At 69.3% G+C, this 17,516-nt stretch carries 11 protein-coding genes; 4 read left to right on the top strand and 7 right to left on the bottom strand.

Annotated features, from left to right (window positions below; translation table 11 throughout):
- Nucleotides 1-3: 3 nt before the first annotated feature.
- On the bottom strand, nucleotides 4-1,995 hold the full coding sequence (locus BOQ63_RS15130) for a type I restriction-modification system subunit M (protein ID WP_072654441.1): 1,992 nt from the start codon (nucleotides 1,993-1,995) through the stop codon (nucleotides 4-6).
- Nucleotides 1,992-4,154, bottom strand: a complete 2,163-nt coding sequence (locus BOQ63_RS15125; RefSeq protein ID WP_072656265.1) for an N-6 DNA methylase — start codon at nucleotides 4,152-4,154, stop codon at nucleotides 1,992-1,994. The genes BOQ63_RS15130 and BOQ63_RS15125 overlap by 4 nt, the downstream gene beginning before the upstream one ends.
- 302 nt (nucleotides 4,155-4,456) lie before the next feature.
- Between BOQ63_RS15125 and tcmP the strand changes: the two genes are divergently transcribed.
- On the top strand, nucleotides 4,457-5,608 hold the full coding sequence (gene tcmP / locus BOQ63_RS15120) for a three-Cys-motif partner protein TcmP (RefSeq protein ID WP_072654440.1): 1,152 nt from the start codon (nucleotides 4,457-4,459) through the stop codon (nucleotides 5,606-5,608).
- On the opposite strand, the gene BOQ63_RS15115 is transcribed toward tcmP, so the two are convergent.
- The 5 genes from BOQ63_RS15115 to BOQ63_RS15095 form a co-directional block, all read right to left on the bottom strand.
- Nucleotides 5,598-6,344, bottom strand: coding sequence for a DUF5131 family protein (locus BOQ63_RS15115; RefSeq protein WP_072654439.1), 747 nt, complete (start codon nucleotides 6,342-6,344; stop codon nucleotides 5,598-5,600). The genes tcmP and BOQ63_RS15115 overlap by 11 nt on opposite strands.
- A gap of 1,516 nt (nucleotides 6,345-7,860) precedes the next feature.
- A complete protein-coding gene (locus BOQ63_RS15110; protein WP_072654438.1) occupies nucleotides 7,861-8,172 on the bottom strand; it encodes a hypothetical protein in 312 nt (103 codons plus the stop codon).
- A 180-nt stretch (nucleotides 8,173-8,352) separates the two neighbouring features.
- A complete protein-coding gene (locus BOQ63_RS15105) occupies nucleotides 8,353-10,830 on the bottom strand; it encodes an aminotransferase class I/II-fold pyridoxal phosphate-dependent enzyme (protein WP_223885943.1) in 2,478 nt (825 codons plus the stop codon).
- Nucleotides 10,831-10,913: 83 nt separating this feature from the next.
- Nucleotides 10,914-11,960 (bottom strand): NAD(P)-dependent alcohol dehydrogenase, encoded by a 1,047-nt coding sequence (locus BOQ63_RS15100; protein WP_030290136.1) that lies wholly within the window; start codon nucleotides 11,958-11,960, stop codon nucleotides 10,914-10,916.
- Between the two features lie 92 nt (nucleotides 11,961-12,052).
- A complete protein-coding gene (locus BOQ63_RS15095; protein ID WP_030290135.1) occupies nucleotides 12,053-13,168 on the bottom strand; it encodes a phthiocerol/phthiodiolone dimycocerosyl transferase family protein in 1,116 nt (371 codons plus the stop codon).
- Between the two features lie 541 nt (nucleotides 13,169-13,709).
- On the opposite strand from BOQ63_RS15095, the gene tkt reads away from it, so the two are divergent.
- The 3 genes from tkt (at nucleotide 13,710) to aroB (ending at nucleotide 17,514) form a co-directional block, all read left to right on the top strand.
- Complete coding sequence (gene tkt / locus BOQ63_RS15090; protein ID WP_051747293.1) at nucleotides 13,710-15,785, top strand: transketolase; 2,076 nt, start codon at nucleotides 13,710-13,712, stop codon at nucleotides 15,783-15,785.
- 123 nt (nucleotides 15,786-15,908) lie between these two features.
- Nucleotides 15,909-16,430: a shikimate kinase gene (locus tag BOQ63_RS15085; protein ID WP_072654437.1), complete on the top strand. Its 522-nt coding sequence runs from the start codon at nucleotides 15,909-15,911 to the stop codon at nucleotides 16,428-16,430.
- Nucleotides 16,423-17,514: a 3-dehydroquinate synthase gene (gene aroB, locus BOQ63_RS15080; RefSeq protein WP_030291270.1), complete on the top strand. Its 1,092-nt coding sequence runs from the start codon at nucleotides 16,423-16,425 to the stop codon at nucleotides 17,512-17,514. The genes BOQ63_RS15085 and aroB overlap by 8 nt, the downstream gene beginning before the upstream one ends.
- The last annotated feature ends 2 nt before the right edge of the window (nucleotides 17,515-17,516 follow it).

Below are 17,516 nucleotides of genomic sequence, written 5' to 3'. Positions count from 1 at the left end.
GCCTCATTCGGTGACCTCCCCCAGCAGCTCCTGGATCTGGGCCTCCAGTGTTTTCAGATCCGCGTCGATCTCGGCCAACGAGCGCGGCGGCTCGTAGACGTAGAAGTGCCGGGTGAATGGAACCTCGTACCCCATCTTCGTCTTGCTGTGGTCGATCCACGCGTCCGGTACGTGCGGGTGTACATCGCGTGCCAGGTACTCCTCGACGTCCTCGCCCAGCGGGACGTTCTCGTAGTCCCGCAGCTCGGCGTCCGGCTCGGGCTGGCCCTTGACGAGCTGGACCTCGCCCTCCGGGTCCCGGACGCCGATCAGCTCGCGCAGGGCCTTGTTGAATGGCGCGCCGGTGGGCCACGTTCCGCCGGCCTGGACCACTGCGTCCTTGAGGGCCAGCCAGGCGTCCTGCTTCGTCGCCCAGCTCGTGCCCAGCAGGGACTTGAAGGCGTCCGTCAAGGCCGGGGCCTGCGGAAGCTTCTGGATGACCTTCGACGCTTCCAACTCCGTCAGCGTCTCCTCCGTCACCTCGAATCGCAGCTTCAGCGGGCGTTCCACCGTGATCCGCTGGTAGCCGAAGTTCTCGTTGCGGAAGACCTTGACCTTGGCGTGCAGCGGGTGGTCGGAGTCCTTCGCTGCATCGAGGGCCTCGCCGTACAGCTTGACCACCGTGGCGATGTGGTCCTTGCCGAGCTCCTTGCGCTTGTCGCCCAGCGACTTGCGCATCTTCTGCCACTGGTCCCGCGCGTCCAGCAGGACGACCTTGCCCTTGTGGTCCGGGCTCTTCCTGTTCGTCAGGATCCAGAAGTACGTCGAGATACCGGTGTTGTAGAACAGCTGGTCCGGCAGGGCGACGATGCCCTCCAGCCAGTCGTTCTCCAGGATCCAGCGCCGGATCTCCGACTCGCCCGAGCCGGCCGCACCCGTGAACAGCGGCGAGCCGTTGAAGACGATCGCGATACGCGAGCCGCCCCCACCGTTGACGTCCACCGGCTTCATCTTCGAGATCATGTGCTGGAGGAACAGCAGCGACCCGTCGGTGATGCGCGGCAGGCCCGCGCCGAAGCGGCCCGCATCGCCGAGCGACTTGTGTTCGGCCTCGACCTCGTCCTTGACCTTCTTCCACTCCACGCCGAACGGCGGGTTGGCCAGCATGTAGTCGAAGGTCTTGCGCGAGTGGCCGTCATCCGAGAAGGAGTTGCCGAAGGCGATGTTCTCCGGGTCCTGCCCCTTGATCATCAGGTCGGACCGACAGATCGCCCAGGACTCGGGGTTGAGCTCCTGCCCGAACACCTCCACCGTGGCGCCCTGGTTGAGGTCCGTGATCAGGTCGTCCATCGCGGAGAGCATGCCGCCCGTGCCACAGGCCGGGTCGAGAACGGTGCGCACCGCGCCCGGGAGCTGGAGCGCGTCGCCGTCGGGGGCGACCAGCAGTCGCACCATGAGCTGGATGACCTCGCGCGGCGTGAAGTGCTCACCGGCCGTCTCGTTGGACTGTTCGGAGAAGCGGCGGATCAGTTCCTCGAAGATGTAGCCCATGTTGTGGTTGGGCACGATCTCGGGCCGCAGGTCCAGGTCGGTGAACTTGCCGATGACCTGGTAGAGCAGACCGGCACCGTCCAGCCGCTTGATCTGCTGGGCGAACTCGAAGCGGTCCAGCACACCGCGGGCGTTGTCGGAGAACGCCCCGACGTACACGGCGAGGTTCTTGGCCGCGTTCTGCGGGTCCGCCGCGATCTTCTTCAGGGTCAGGCCGGACCTGTTGTAGAAGGCGTGGCCCGAGGCCCGGCGCAGGAAGCGGTCCGGGTTGATGTCGCTGTCCTTGTACTGCTCCGCGATCTCCGCGACTTTCTCGCGGGTCGGTTCCAGCACGCACTCCAGTCGCCGCAGCACCGTGAACGGCAGGATGACCTTGCCGTAGTCGGACTGCTTGTAGTCCCCCCGCAGGAGGTCGGCGACGGACCACGCGTGGTTCGCCAACTCCGTGTGCTTGCTGCTGTTCAAGACTTCTTCCGCTTCCCTTCCAGGGCCGGTACGGATGGCGTGAGTGGGAGTTCGAATGTCTCGGGTCCGCTCGGGACGAGCTGCCCGCCGGTGAGGCCGTCGGCCACGAGCCGCGCCGTCCGCTCGGCGAACTCCTCAGCTCGGCGGGCTTGTTCGCGCAGGGCGGCGACGTGTCGGAACGCCTTCCCGTACCGCCGCTGTTCCTCCAGCGGTAGCAGGGGGACGCGCAGCCGGCCCGGGCTGAGGTGCAGGGTGGAGCTGCCGGTGGAGGCGCCGGCCAGGTTGGCTTCCGAGCCGAGGAAGCCGTGGAGGAACCAGGAGTCGAGGCGCGCCGGGTCGGGACGGAAGAGGTGGACGTTCGGACCGAGCAGCACGCCCGCCTCGTCCTCGCCCGCGACCCGCGCGACGGGGCCCCGGCCGCCGATCAGGCCACGGACCAGCACGTCGCCCACGGCGATCTCCGGCACCTGTTCGGTGGCCTGAGCGTCGTCGATCCTCCCGGTGGGTCCGCTTCCGCGGGCGATGTCGTCACCGGTGAGGGCTGGTCGGGTGGCTCCGCTGTCTACGTCCGGACCGCCTTCGCCGTCTGCCTGTCTCGGCGCGGCGGGGGTTGTTCGCAGGACCTTCAGGGCGCCGCCCCGGGCCAGGTCGGACACGGTGGCCGAACGCCACTGCCGGGCCGAGGCGCCCGCCGCGCTCCACGGCTCCGTGGCGGCCAGGGAGGCGACCGACCGCGTTGCCTCGGTCAGTGCCTCGCGGGCCGTGACGGCCTGGTCGGCCAGTTCTCGTGGGTCCATGTCCGTCTGGGACGCACGCACCTGGCGGGCCGGGGTCACGTCGACGACCTCGTCGAGCAGGTCGACCACGCTCGCCGCCCGTGCCACGCCGGCCTGCGGCTCGAACGCGTTCGGCTCCTTGATGTAAATCTTCCAGGCGAAGAGGATCTGCTCGGTCACTCGTGTCCAGTCCACCGCACCGGCACGGCTGCCGCCTCGCTGCGGAGCCGTGGGTTCGCCCGTGGTGTCGACGAAGAGCACCGTCTGGTGCGCCGGCCAGGACGGCTGTGGCCGCTGCAGTACCCACACCTGCAGGCCGATGTGCAGCGGGATCGCCGCTCCCGGTGGCAGGGCCACCACCGCCCGCAGCGCGCCGCTGCGGATCAGCTCGGCGCGGATGCGACGGCCGGAGGAGCGGGACGCCGTGGCCGGCGGGAGGAGCAGTACGGCGTGGCCACCGGGTTCGAGGTGGGCCAATGCGTGCTGGACCCAGGCGAGTTCGGATTCGGCGCGGGGCGGGAAACCGTAGGCCCAGCGCGGGTCGTAGGCCAGTTCGTCGTGACCCCAGTCCCGGTCGCCGTAGGGCGGGTTGCACAGCACGGCGTCGACGGTGAGGTCCGGGAAGGCGTCGGCGCGCAGGCTGTCACCCGTGCGAACGGTGACGGCGGCGCCTTCCTGGGCCGTCAGGGTCAGGCCGACCGCGGTGCGCCGTGCCTGGACGGGAAGGCTGTCCTGCCCGTACAGCTCGCGCGCGCCGATCGCGGTGGCGGCCGACAGTAGGGTGCCACTGCCGCAGGCGGGGTCCAAAACCCGGGCCGGAGAGCCCGGAACCAGGCGGGCGAGCAGGTCGGCGAGCGGGGCCGGTGTCCGGTAGGCGCCGCTGGCGGCACTGTCCTCCAACTCCCTGTCCGCGAGTACGCCCAGCGCCGTCTGGGCGCCCTCGTCGCGGACGCAGAGCAGCAGGGCTCGCAGCACGGGGGCGTCGGCGTCGGTGAACCGGACGGGCGCCGTGTCCGGCACCACGTCCGCGACCTCGGCCGCCGCGTCGTTCGCCTGCTTCACCAGGTCGGTATCGGACCGCGCGTGCAGACCGGTGAGGTCGTCGGCGGGGTGGCGGGCGGCTGCCAAGACCAGCAGGAGCAAGTCGGACGTGCCGGTGCCGACACGTTCGCGGAGGCGCAGGGTGGTGCGCAGTTCCCCGCTGGGCGTGGCCGCCGTGCGTTGTCCGCGTGAGGCGAGCCATGCGCGGATCTTCTCCAGGTCGTACAGCGGGCTGCTGTCCGTGCCGCCCGATGGCGCCGGGAAGTCCTCGTGCCGGCGGCGCCAGTTGCTGACGGTGGCACGCGTGACTCCCGCGATGCGGGAGATCTCGGCGGCTGTCACCTGGGCGGATGGTGCGGGTGGCTGCGACATGGGTGTGGCCCTGGCTCCGATCGTCGGCTTTGGTTGTACCCTACAGCACAAGTCAACTTCGGTATATTGTTGAACAGTGCTTTCATGTCTATGGTTTCATGTAATCGCTTTCCCAAGCCGCTGATCGGTGGGTCTCGGACTGCGCTCGTCGTGCCTCATGAGGCAACACGGGGTGGCGGGATGGCTGACACATGGTCTTTACGCGATGCATGCGCCGCACCCACCCTGGAGCAATCGGTGGTCGGGTCGTGCCGGGCGCGGAGGGGGAACGGATGTCGAAGGGCACGTCGGGGGAGTACTGGGCGGCACCTGCGCTGCCCAGCGTCTTCAAGCACACCTTGCTCAGCCGCTACATACCCCGGTTCGGAGGGATGACCGGCTCGAAGAGCGGTGGCGAGGTCGTCTATCTGGACGGGTACGCCGGGGAGGGGCGCTACGAGAACGGAACGGCGGGATCGGCCGAACTCGTCCTCAAGATCGCAGCCGACCACCAGGCGAAGAACCTGGTCCGCTGGACCTGCTTCTTCGCGGAGAGGTCCGCGCCGTCCTTCTCCCACCTGGAGTCCGTCGTCGCCGAGTACCGCGGGCAGGGCGTCGACGCCCGCGCCTTCCACGGTGACGTGACCGGACTCCTGGACGAGGTGCTGGCCGCCGCCGTAGGCCGACCGCTGTTCCTGTTCCTGGACCCGTGCGGGCTCGCCCTGCCGTTCGACACCCTCGTCGACGTCCTCGCCAGGCGCCGCAAGGAGATCTGGCCGCCCACCGAGCTGCTGCTGAACTTCAGCATGATGGCGGTGCGCCGGATCGGAGGGAACTCCCACTCCGCGAAGGGGAACGAGCGGACCAACGAGCGCCTGGACGAGGTGTGCGGCGGGCGCTGGTGGCGGGACTTCTTCGCCGACGGCTACACCGGGGACGCCGACGACAAAGTCGCCGCCGAGTACAGCAGGCTCCTCGGCGAGCGGACGGGCATGAGTACGGTCTCGGTGCCCGTCACCAACGCACCGAACCGGAAGGCCGTCTACAACCTGGTCTTCGGGACGCGTAGCAACCATGGCCTGTGGGCCTTCGGCGATGCGCACGCCCGGGCCCGCGACACGTGGTGGGAGGGGCTCGAACTGACCGAGGAGGCCGAGGACAACGCGCTGTTCTCGGTGGCGACCCTGCAGCGTCCCGATCCTGACCACGTCCGGGCCCGGGCCGTACCGGCCATGGCCGCGAACCTGGCCGAACTGCTGCGGGCCGGGCACCCGTTCAAGCTGGTCGACCACACGCTGCAGGTGTTCGGGGAGCACTACGGCCAGGTCCCCGAGACCGTCGCCCGCCAGGCGGTCAAGCACCTGCACGGAGCGGGGGGAACGCCCAGTGACGGCAAGGGATCCCCGGTTCACAAGCTGGAGGTGCGCCCACCGGTCAGACCGTGACGGGCAAGGGCATCTGGTCCCAGGTCCGTCCGTCCAGCAGCCGCCCACCGGCCTTGGGAGTGCGACCTCCCCACTGCTTGAAGAAGAACGCCACGTTCTCCTCCTGACAGGCGTCGCGCACCTGCCTGACCCAGGAGGCCTCCATCGGCCGGTGGCCGGGGCCCGACTCGCCGCCGGCGATCACCCAGTGGATGCCGTCCAGGCCAAGCCCCTCCAGCGGGCCGAGCAGTGGCTCGCACGACAGGAACCGCACCGCCGCCGGGACGTCGCGAAGGTCGTCGACCCGGTCGAGCTCGGCCGAGTTCTCCACGGACACGCCCATCCACACGTTTTCCGGCCACTCGAGCCGGTCGGCGACGCGTCGCAGCCGCCTCGCCCGCTTGGTCAGCACCTGGTAGGTGTGCTGGGGCGTGTCCGCCATCACCGCGAAGACCCGGCGCACGAAGTCGAGCGGCACCTTCGCGTGGAACAAGTCCGACATCGAGTTCACGAACACCGTCCGCGGGCTCTTCCAGCCGTATGGCACCGTCAGGGCGTCCCGGTGGAGCGTGAGAGCGAATCCTAGCCCGGACGTGCGGGGGTCGCCGTCCGCCTGGTACTTCTCCGCGCCCATCGCCTTCAACCGCTTCGCGAGCGTGAGGGCGTAGCAGTTGTCGCATCCGGATGAGACCCGGTCGCACCCGGTGGTGGGGTTCCAGGTCGCCTCCGTCCATTCGATGGCGCTGCGATCGCTCACCAGTGGCCTCCTGTTGGGCCACCACGTCTGACTGAGGCCCTTTCGACTATGGCTTCTCAACCTAGCGGAACCAAAGCTGCCTTGAGTGTGCGGCCCCAGACAGTCACTCCCGTGCCCGCACGATCGAACGGTGTGCTCATGCGCCGGAGTGCTCCAGAAGGGGGTCAGGTGCAGTGGGCGCAGCACCTGGTTCGGAGCCCAGCAGCACTGGCGGAACTAGCCATGGCCGACCCGCAGTGATTGTGTGACGCCGACCGCTCTGCCGGGCCTGCTCAAGCCTCGGCCGACGGCAGGCGTAGCTCACGCTGCCACGGGGTCACTGCCCGCCAACCCCAGCATGCTCGGACAGTCGCTGCCCGATTCGGCGCGGCCGAGGGCCTGTGCCAGCGTGAGCGCAGCCTCGTCGGCGGAGTTCTCGAAGATGTGGCTGTGAGTGATCGTGGTGCTCCATAGTCAGCCTCGAACGCTACGGACCCAAATGCTCCCCTGACCTGTCCTTGCACACGCACCGCTGATAGGACCGACCGCGCTGCGCACAGAGCACGGTGATGCCGTTCCAAGGCTGGCTGTCCAGTGGGGCGCGTGGCGGCAGAGCGTGCGGGGCGGTGCGCGAGACACACCAGAACCAGCTGGAGACGACACGCTCAAGATGACACACCGCTCGGAAGATCACCATTCGTAGGCAGTGGGTAAGTGACCATGATCCGCTCGCCGGAGCCGGCGGCGCGAGCCGGCCAGCGCCGCCGACGCAGCGGCTGTCGAGATCGCAAAAGTGGTGCTTGCTGAAGGAGCGACAGATCTCGGTCACCGGCAGTAGCTGCGGCAGGGTGGTCGGCCTGGGGACCATTTTGGGACCACGCGGGATGAGCGCTCGTGAACGCTGATGAGCCAAAACGGGCGCTTGTGTGCAAGGTGGCCATTGGCGAGCTGTCAGCTCCCCGCCGCATCGCTTTCGTCGGAAACTCTTAACTCACTTGTTTCTCACGATAGTTGATCAATGAAAAAGCCGACACCGTGAGGTCTCGGCTGTCGACAATAAGTGAACCCCTTGACTGGGGGTCAAGGGGTCGCAGGTTCAAATCCTGTCGTCCCGACTGGGGTTCATCCCTATCGTCGCAGGTCAGAGGCCGTTTTCTCGTTCGCGAGGAAGCGGCCTTCGGCGTGCTCTGGAGCCTGCCTCTCACATTCGTCTCACGGTTTCCACGGTTCATCGGTGGCACTGAGGGCTGCGCGGGCCGTTAGCTGGCGACCGTATGCGCCACTTCAGGCTTTATATCGGATTTATCGATCACTGCTATGGGGGCGGTGGTTGCTAGCCGTGATCGCATCTTCTGGCCAGAGGGTTCGCACTTGACGTATCTGCCGTCGGTCAAGTGCGCGCCGACAGGTCCAGTTGCTGCCCGAGGGTCGGGTGGGTCGAGCGACGATGAGGCAGCCGCAGCCGCAGCCGCAGCCGCAGCCGCCTTCGTTGAAGATGTAGGCGGCGTAGAGGGCAGACAGGGCTCCTGTCGTGACGTCAGGAATCGATCGCCATCTCCATCGAACGGGAATCGGCGAGGAGATGTCCGGGCGCGGTGGTTCGCAACGAGTCGTTCCAGCCGGCACACGGCCCTGGAGAACAGACCGGCTCGCTTGGCGAGCAGCGGATGTACGCCTTGCGGAGGTTGCTCAGCAGAGCCTTGTCCCGCTCGGTCTCGCGCGCTCCACCGCTCGTCACCCGTCCCAGGTCCCTGATCAGATAGCGGGCGTGGCAGCGGGCGTCCTCGAGGTCCATGACCAGGTTCCTCGCGGCCTGGGTCACCAGTCGCAGCGCACGGCTGATCATCATGCAGGGGTAATCGTCAGTGGCTCCCACCAGGGCGGATGAGGCTATCGGCAAGGGCAGCGTCGACGAAGATCGGCGGGAGCGAGTGCGGACCCTCGTCGTTGACCGGCACCCGGTAGTTGGCTCGGGTCGTCGAGCGGGTTCGCCGCCGCAGTGTCCCCTCTCTGGCGGGGTGATGGTTGGTCAGGCGCCCGCCTGGGCCTTGATGAATCGCGCCAGCCGGCCGATGCCGTCCGCGATCTGTTCGCGGGCCAGGTAGCTGACGGACAGCCGCAGGCTCTGCTCGCCGCCGCCCTGGGGTTTGAAGTAGGACATCGGTGTCCAGATGACGCCGAACTCCTCCGCCGAGCGAACCAGCGCGGCGTTGTCGGCGCGGAACGGGACGTTGACGGCCAGGAAGAAGCCGCCGCTGGGCTCGTTCCAGCGCACGCCGAGCGCCGCTTGGTCCGCCTCGGGGAAGTTCTCGGCCAGCTGTTCCAGGGTGACCCGCATCGCATTGCCGTAGTACGCGGCGGTCTCGGCGTTGAGGGCCGAGGCCCGCCCGTCGGCGGCCAGTAGCATGCCGGCCACCACGGCCTGGCTCACCGCGGAGGTGTTCACCGTGACCATGCTCTTGATCTTTGTGAGTTCGTCCGCCAGCAGACCGGTGCCGCCCGAGCTGTCCAGGACCGGCTGGTCCGCGATGGCGAAGCCTACCCGGGCGCCGGGGAAGAGGGTCTTGGAGAGCGATCCCAGGTGGACGACCCGCCGCTCGCGGTCGAGCGCCTTCAAGGCCGGCAGCTGGGTGCCCTGGCTGACCAGCCGGTACGGGCTGTCCTCCAGGATCAGGATGTCCAGCCGGGCCGCCAGGTCGAGCAGCTCCCGGCGGGTCTGCAGCGACATGGTGGTACCAGACGGGTTCGAGTGGTCGGGGATCACGTACAGCGCGCGAGGACGGCGGCCGCGGGCCCGCTCGGAGAGGATCGCCGCCTCCACATCGGCGCAGCTGAAGCCGTCCGCACGCTCCTCGACCGCGGTCAGCTCCACATCCAGCAGGCGGGCCACACCGGTGATCCCGACGTAGCAGGGGCTGGAGACCAGCAGTACGTCCTCGGGACCCGAGATCAGCGCGCGCACCGCGAGGAGCATCGCCTCCTGGGCGCCGACGGTGACCACGATGGCCTCCGGAGCGACCTCGATGCCCTCGTCCTGGCGCAGCCAGTCGGCGATCAGCTCGCGGATCTGGCCTCCGGTCGGGCCGTACTGGAAGAGCATCGAGCGGACCTGCTCCGGCGAGGCCCCGCCCTGCTCCAGGTGGTCGAGGTAGCGGCGCAGGTAGCCGAAGATCTGCTCCGTCTCGAAGAAGCCGTCGTACGGACGCCCCGGCGCAAAGGAGATCGCCTCGGGATAGCGGAAGGTGACCTCGTTGAGGAAGTTCATAGTGTCCAGCACCGGGTCGGACAGGCTGGCGTGCAGCTCCGCCTTCCACAACCCGGAGCCGCTCGGCCTGCGCCGCCCGGCAGTGGCCGGCGCGGGTAGGCGGGCGGGGCGGGGCTCGACGGGCCGGCGGTGGACCAGCTCCGGGCGGGCCTCGGCGACCGAGCGGGTGCCGGTGAGGGCCATCGCCTCGGTCAGCTCGTCGGTGACGATGCCCAGCACCCGGGCCACGCCCCCCTCCCCTCCGACCGCGAGGCCGTGCAGTACCGGGCGGCCCAGCAGGACCGCGTCGGCGCCCAGGGCGAGCGACGCCAGCACGTCCGCGCCGCGGCGGATCCCGCCGTCCACGATGACGGGGCAGGCTCCGGCGACCTCCGCGGCGATCTCGGGCAGCACGTCCAGCGTGGCCGGGGCGCCGTCCAGCTGTCGGCCGCCGTGGTTGGAGACCACGATGCCGTCGACTCCGGCCGCGATCGCCCGGTGCGCGTCGGAGGCTGTGAGGACGCCCTTGACCAGGACCGGAAGGGCGCTGATGGAGCGCAGCCAGTCAAGCACGGACCAGTCGAGGGTGACGTCGAACTCGGTGAGCGCGTGGCCGCTGGGGCACGAGAAGCCGTCGCCGTCCAGGTTGGCCGGGGTGATCCCGGTCGGCAGCCGGAAGTCGTTGCGCAGGTCGCGCAGCCGACGGCCCAGGCGGGGGGCGTCCACGGTGAGCACCAGCGCCTCGAAGCCGGCCCGTTCGGCGCGCTCGACGAGCTGCCGGGTGACCGCGCGGTCCCTGAAGCAGTAGACCTGCAGCCACAGCGGGGCCGAAGCGGCCCGGGCGATGTCCTCGAAGGTGCGTCCCGAGAAGGTGCCCACCACCAACGGCAGGCCCAACGGGCCGGCGGCCAGCGCGGTGCCCACCTCGCCCGCGGGATCGACCATGGTGTGGTAGGCCATCGGTGCGATGCCGATCGGCGCCGCCCAGGTTCGCCCGAGGATCTCGGTCCCGGTGTCCGGTCGGCCGGCGCCCGCCAGCACCCGAGGCGCCAGCCGGACCGCTTCGAAGGCGTCCGTGTTGGCCGCCAGGGTGCGCTCCTGGCCGGCTCCACCGGCGATGAAGTCCCAGACGGCGGGGTCGACTCGCGCCTCGGCCGCGGCGGCGTGGTCGGCCAGCGTGAGCAGCCCCGTCGCGTCGGCGCGCACCGGGTTGCGGTGGAGGGAGCGCAGCTGCTCCGGCACGACTGGTTCTTTGGACCCCACGGATGACCCTCCTTCTGGCAGCAACTTCTCCGTCACGCCCGGCCGTCGGCCGGCCGGTCGACGCGCAGCACCTGGGCGCGCGGTCAGGTCGTGCTGAGAGTGGCGATGTCGATGACGTAGCGGTAGCGGACCGCGGACATGTTCTTCCAGGCGTCGGGCACCTGATCGGCGCTGATCTTCTCGATCTCCGTGGTGACGCCGCGCTCCGCGCAGAAGTCGAGCATCTCCTGGGTTTCCCGGATCCCGCCGATGGAGGAACCGGCGATGCTGCGGCGCGCGGTCAGCAGGGAGAACACGTTGTAGGAACCGGTCGGGTCGTCCGGGGCTCCGACGTTGACCAGGGTGCCGTCGAGCCGCAACAGACCGAGGTAGGCGTCGACGTCGAGGGTGGTCGGCACGGTGTTGACGATGAGATCGAACTGACTGCCGACGGCGGTCAGGGCCTCGCGGTCAGCAGTGTTGACGAACCGCTTGGCACCGAAGCGCAGGGCATCCGCCTCCTTGCTCGGCGAGTGCCCCAACAGGGTGACCTCGGCCCCCATGGCCGCGGCGATCTTGACACCGAGGTGGCCGAGGCCGCCCATGCCGACGACAGCGACGTTCTTGCCGGGGCCCGCTCCCCAGCGCCTGAGCGGGGAGTAGACGGTGACGCCGGCGCACAGCATGGGTGCGGCCACGTCCAGTTCGATGGCGTCCGGAATGCGTAGGACGAACTGCTCACCGACGACGATGGACTGGCTGTAGCCGCCCAGCGTGACGGTACCGTCGTAGTCGCGGTTGGAGTACGTCATGACGAAGCCCTTGGCGCAGTACTGCTCCGCACCCGCCCGGCAACTCTGGCATTCACCACATGAGTTGACGATGCAGCCGACCCCGACCCGATCGCCGACCTTGAACGTGCGGACGGCGTCCCCGACCTCGGAGACCACACCGGCGATCTCGTGTCCCGGTACGAGCGGGAAGAGCGTCGTGCCCCAGTCGTCGTTCCCGAAGTGCAGGTCGGTGTGGCAGATTCCGGCGAACCGGATATCGATCCGGACGTCGTCGTCGCGCAACGGACGGCGCTCGATGGTGGTACGGGTGAACTGCGCACCCCTGGAAGGCAGGGACAGGGCGAGAGTGGTGGACAAGGCGGTTCCTCCGAACAGGCGGGCAGGGGGGCGGTGCGCGGGGCGGCGGAGCGAGGACGCGGTCCGAGCCCCGCACGCCGTTGGCGAAGCGTTCAGTCCTGTGCGGGGTACTCCGTCAGGATCTGTTCGATCTGCCGCACCTGGGCCGCGGTCCACCCGGTCGGGAACATCTCGTTCCCGTGGAAGAGATCGACTCGCAGTCGGCCTCCGAAGGTCGAGGCCACGAGCATGTTGCCGTAGACCGTCAGGACGTCCGGGCTTCCCGGGTTGTCGAGGTCCATCTCGTTCCACGCACTGAAGTCGGTGAACACGAGGCCGTCGGGGTGCGGGAACGGCGGGACGACACCGAGGTTCGACAGCATGGTCGGCACCGCCCCGGGGTTCTCCAAGCCCGCGTTGACGACGCTGGACTCCTGGGCGGCCCCGGATTCGAGATCGATCCGCAGGTTCTCGGTGATCAGCTTGGCGATGCCGTCGACATCGGGGTGGAGCGTCACGTCCACGGTGGACGTCGAGTATCCGAGGACGGTGGTCCCCTCGATCGGGTGCATCGGGGGTTCCATGTGCCGGCGGACGTCGATGACGGAGGTCAGGTCGAATGCCTGGAGGTCCGTCCGGCTCCGGCTCAAGGACAGGATCACCGCGGCCGAGAGCACACCGTGGAGCGAGAGTGACTGCGCCTTGCAGCGGCGCACCAGCTGCTTGGTGTCCTCCTCGCTCAGGCGCAGGCACCCGTGGTTGAGACCGCTCAGGTGCTGCCCGTCCCACTCCTCTCCGGTGCGGTAGACCGCCGGGGAGCCGGTCCCGAACTCCCGGGGGGTGCCCCTGGGGATCGTCCGTTCCTTGAGTGCGGCGTCGAGCGGACCGGCGACGACGGGTTCCCGCAGGGCGGGCGCGGCGCTTCCTTCGGCCATCTCGGTGTACAGCTCCCAGAGCCGGGAGAGGACGTGGAGACCGTGCTTGCCGTCGGCCAGCGAGTGCCGCACCAGGAGCGAGACGACGTGGTCGTCCGCACTGGTGCTGCGTGTTTCCAGCGCCGCCACGCAGTCGAGTTCGTCGAGGGTCAGATGTGCCGTCAGCGGGAAGTCCGGCTGCTCGCCCTCGACGTGCGCGACGAGCCCCGCTCGGTCCGGTCGGGGTTCGAAGACGTACTCGCCGTCGGACAGCCGAAGCGTTCCGGCGAGCCCCGGCACCTCGTGGCCGACCATCTCCCAGGCTCGCTGCAGAAGGACACGATCGAGCTTTCCGCGGCAGTGGAGCGCCAGGCGAATGGTGTTGCGGGCCGGCGAGCTGACGCGTTCCGAATGGGCAAGCACTCGGGTTTCGGCTGTCATGTGGTTCACGCGCCCTTCAAGGAATCCGCTCATCCGGGTCGTCCGATGAGTCATCTGGGATCCGACGAATTGGTGTCACAGCGGTCGTCGACCGCATTCGCAAGCTTCCGCCGTCGATATGGCCGATATCGGCCGCAGCGGCCACCCGCTCCCACGATGTCGGTCTGGCTTCGATCTCGGGACCAGTCTGGCCATCCGGCGAAGTGGCCCGCCAGGGCCCGGACGTGCAGGAAGCTGCGCAGCACCTTGCTGCACGTCTGCCGTATTCATGCCTTCCGAATTGATCCGTGGATCATGGTGAGGGCGGCGCGAGGCGCGCTAGCATCACCGGCCGGACAGTCTCGGGAAATTGACGGAGAGCGCGGACCGCGTTTCGGCGTCCGGGCGCGAATCGACTATTGAGGTGGAACTGAAGATGCCTTGCGAATGGGGCGAATTGGACCAGCGAGCGGTCGACACCGGCCGCGTCCTGGCCGCTGATGCGGTGCAGAAGGTCGGTAACGGCCATCCCGGTACGGCGATGAGCCTCTCTCCCGCCGCGTACACCCTGTTCCAGAAGGTGATGCGGCACGACCCGGCAGACGCCGACTGGGTGGGACGCGATCGGTTCGTCCTCTCCGCCGGCCACGCGTCGCTGACCCTCTACATCCAGCTCTACCTGGCCGGCGCCGGCCTGGAGTTGGACGATCTGAAGGCGTTCCGCACCTGGCGCTCGAAGACGCCCGGTCACCCCGAGTACGGGCACACCATCGGTGTCGAGACGACAACGGGACCGCTGGGGCAGGGCGTCGCCAACGCCGTGGGCATGGCGATGGCGGCCCGGTACGAGCGTGGTCTGTTCGATCCCGATGCCGTCCCGGGCACCTCGCCGTTCGACCACTTCGTCTATGTGCTGGCGGGTGACGGCTGTCTCCAGGAGGGGATCTCCGCCGAGGCGTCCTCGCTCGCGGGTCACCAGAAGCTCGGCAACCTGATCCTCTTGTGGGACGACAACCACATCTCCATCGAGGGTGACACCGCGACCGCGACATCCGAGGACACCGAGAAGCGGTACGAGGCGTACGGGTGGCACATCCAGCGCGTCGAGCCGAAGGAGAACGGCGACCTCGACCCGATCGCCCTGTACGCCGCGATCCGGGCCGCGAAGGCCGAGTCCGAACGGCCGTCCTTCATCGCGATGCGCTCGGTCATCGCATGGCCCGCCCCGAACGCGCAGAACACCGAGGCCGCGCACGGCTCGGCGCTCGGCGACGACGAGGTCGCCGCGACCAAGCGCGTCCTCGGCTTCGACCCGGAGCGGACCTTCGAGGTCGCGGCCGATGTCCTGGCCCACACCCGGAGGGCCCTGGACCGCGGGCACACGGCCCGGGCCGAGTGGGAGAAGTCCCTCGACGCCTGGCGCACCGCCAACCCGGAGCGGGCCGCCGCCTTCGACCGGATCAGCGCCGGAGAACTGCCGGAGGGCTGGCAGGAGAAGCTCCCGGTCTTCGAAGCGGGCCGGGTCATCGCCACGCGTGCCGCCTCCGGGAAGGTGCTCCAGGCCCTGGGCCCGGTCATCCCCGAGTTGTGGGGCGGATCCGCCGATCTCGCCGGCTCCAACCTCACCACCATCGACGGCAACTCCTCGTTCCTGCCGAAGGGCAACCCGCTGCCGGAGGCCGACCCGTACGGCCGCACCATCCACTACGGCATCCGCGAGCACTCCATGGCCGCGGAGATGAACGGCATCGCGCTCCACGGGAACACCCGCATCTACGGTGGAACCTTCCTGGTCTTCTCCGACTACATGCGCAATGCGGTACGACTGTCCGCCTTGATGCACCTGCCGGTCACGTACGTGTGGACGCACGACTCGATCGGTCTGGGCGAGGACGGGCCGACCCACCAGCCGGTCGAGCACCTGGCATCGTTGCGGGCGATTCCGGGGCTGAACGTGGTCCGCCCCGCGGACGCCAACGAGACCGTGATCGCCTGGCGCGAGATCCTGGCGAGGCACACCAAGGTGTTCGGAAAGGGCGCCCCGCACGGTCTGGTGCTGACCCGCCAGGGCGTTCCGACGTACGAGCCCAACGAGGGTGCAGCCAAGGGAGGTTACGTCCTCCTGGAGGCCGAGGGCGGCACCGTCCGGGTGATCCTGCTCGGCACCGGTTCCGAGGTGCAGCTCGCGGTCGAAGCGCGTGAACAGCTGCAGGCTGCCGGTGTTCCGACCCGGGTGGTCTCGATGCCGTCCATCGAATGGTTCGAGGAGCAGGACCAGGTGTACCGGGACAGTGTCCTGCCGGCGTCCGTCAGGGCCCGGGTCGCGGTCGAGGCCGGCATCGGACTGACGTGGCACCGCTACGTGGGCGATGCCGGACGCATCGTCTCGCTCGAACACTTCGGTGCCTCGGCCGATGGGGGACTGCTCTTCCGGGAGTTCGGCTTCACCGCCGACCGCGTGGCCGCCGCCGCCCGGGAGTCCCTCGAAGCCGTTGCCGCGGAGCAGTCATGAGTGGGCCGGGCTCGACTCACGCCCACCTCGACCACCTGATCGTCCGATGAGCGAGCGAGGCGAGCTCACCATCAGCAGGCGCCCGTCGCGGTCATCGCACGCCGAGCGCAGCGAGGTGTGGGCATGACGTCACCGGTTGTGGTGCTGGTCGGCCCGCCCGGTAGTGGCAAGTCCACCGTCGGGCGGGCCCTGGCCGAGCGTCTGGGCGTGGGTTTCCGGGACACCGACGCCGACATCGAGGCGCTGGCCGGCAAGCCCATTCCGGAGATCTTCATCGACGAGGGCGAGCCGCACTTCCGCGAGCTGGAGGTCCGTGCCGTGCGCGCGGCCGCCGAGGGACACGGCGGGGTGCTGGCGCTCGGCGGCGGCGCGGTGATGGCCGAGGCCACCCGTGAGCTGCTGCGCGAGCTGCCGGTGGTCTTCCTGGAGGTCCCGCTGGGCGACGCGGTCAAGCGGGTCGGCCTGGACGCCCCGCGCCCGCTGCTGGCCGTCAACCCGCGGGCCCGCTGGCGCGAGCTGATGGAGGCCCGCCGCCCCCTCTACCTGGAGGTGGCCACCGCCGTCGTCGACACCGCCGACCGCACCCCCGAGCAGGTCGCGGACGCCGTACTGGAAGCACTGGAGCTGAAGACCCCCCATGACTGACACCACCGTCAGGATCCACGTCGGCGGCAGCGCCGGCCACGACCCGTACGACGTGCTGATCGGGCACCAGTTGCTCGGCGAGCTGGCGCCGCTGATCGGGACGCGGGCCAAGCGGGTCGCGATCATCCACCCGGAGGCGCTGGCCGCCACCGCCGACGCCATCCGCGAGGACCTGGCCGGCGAGGGGTACGAGGCGATCGCCCTCCAGGTGCCCAACGCCGAGGAGGCGAAGAGCGCCGAGGTCGCCGCGTACTGCTGGTCGGTGCTCGGGCAGACCGGGTTCACCCGCAGCGACGTCGTGGTCGGTCTCGGCGGCGGCGCCACCACCGACCTGGCGGGCTTCGTGGCGGCCACCTGGCTGCGCGGGGTGCGCTGGATCTCCATGCCCACCACGCTGCTCGGCATGGTCGACGCGGCTGTCGGCGGCAAGACCGGCATCAACATCGCCGAGGGCAAGAACATGGTCGGCGCCTTCCACCCGCCGGTGGGCGTGCTCGCCGACCTGGGCACCCTGGAGACCGTGCCCAGGCACGACTACGTCTCCGGCCTCGCCGAGGTCATCAAGTGCGGCTTCATCGCCGACCCGGCCATCCTCGACCTGATCGAGGCGGACCCGGAGGGCGCCAAGTCGCCGGCCGGCCCGCACACCGTCGAGCTGATCCGCCGGGCCATCCAGGTCAAGGCCGACGTCGTCTCCGGGGACCTCAAGGAGTCCGGCCGGCGCGAGATCCTCAACTACGGCCACACCCTGGGCCACGCCATCGAGCGCAACGAGCGCTACAAGTGGCGGCACGGCGCGGCGATCTCCATCGGCATGGTCTTCGCGGCCGAACTCGGCCGCCTGGCGGGGCGGTTGGACGACGAGACGGCCGACCGGCACCGCACCGTGCTGGCGTCGGTCGGCCTGCCGCTGAGCTACCGGGCGGACGCCTGGCCGAAGCTGCTGGACGCGATGAAGATCGACAAGAAGTCGCGCGGCGACCTGATCCGCTTCATCGTCCTGGACGGCCTCGGCAAGACCTCCGTGCTGGAGGGCCCGGACCCGTCCCTGCTGGTCGCCGCCTACGCGGAGGTCTCGGCGTGACC

This window comes from Streptomyces viridifaciens (assembly GCF_001888885.2).
GTDB lineage: Bacteria > Actinomycetota > Actinomycetes > Streptomycetales > Streptomycetaceae > Kitasatospora > Kitasatospora aureofaciens.
This window is presented reverse-complemented; position numbering and strand designations above follow the sequence as displayed.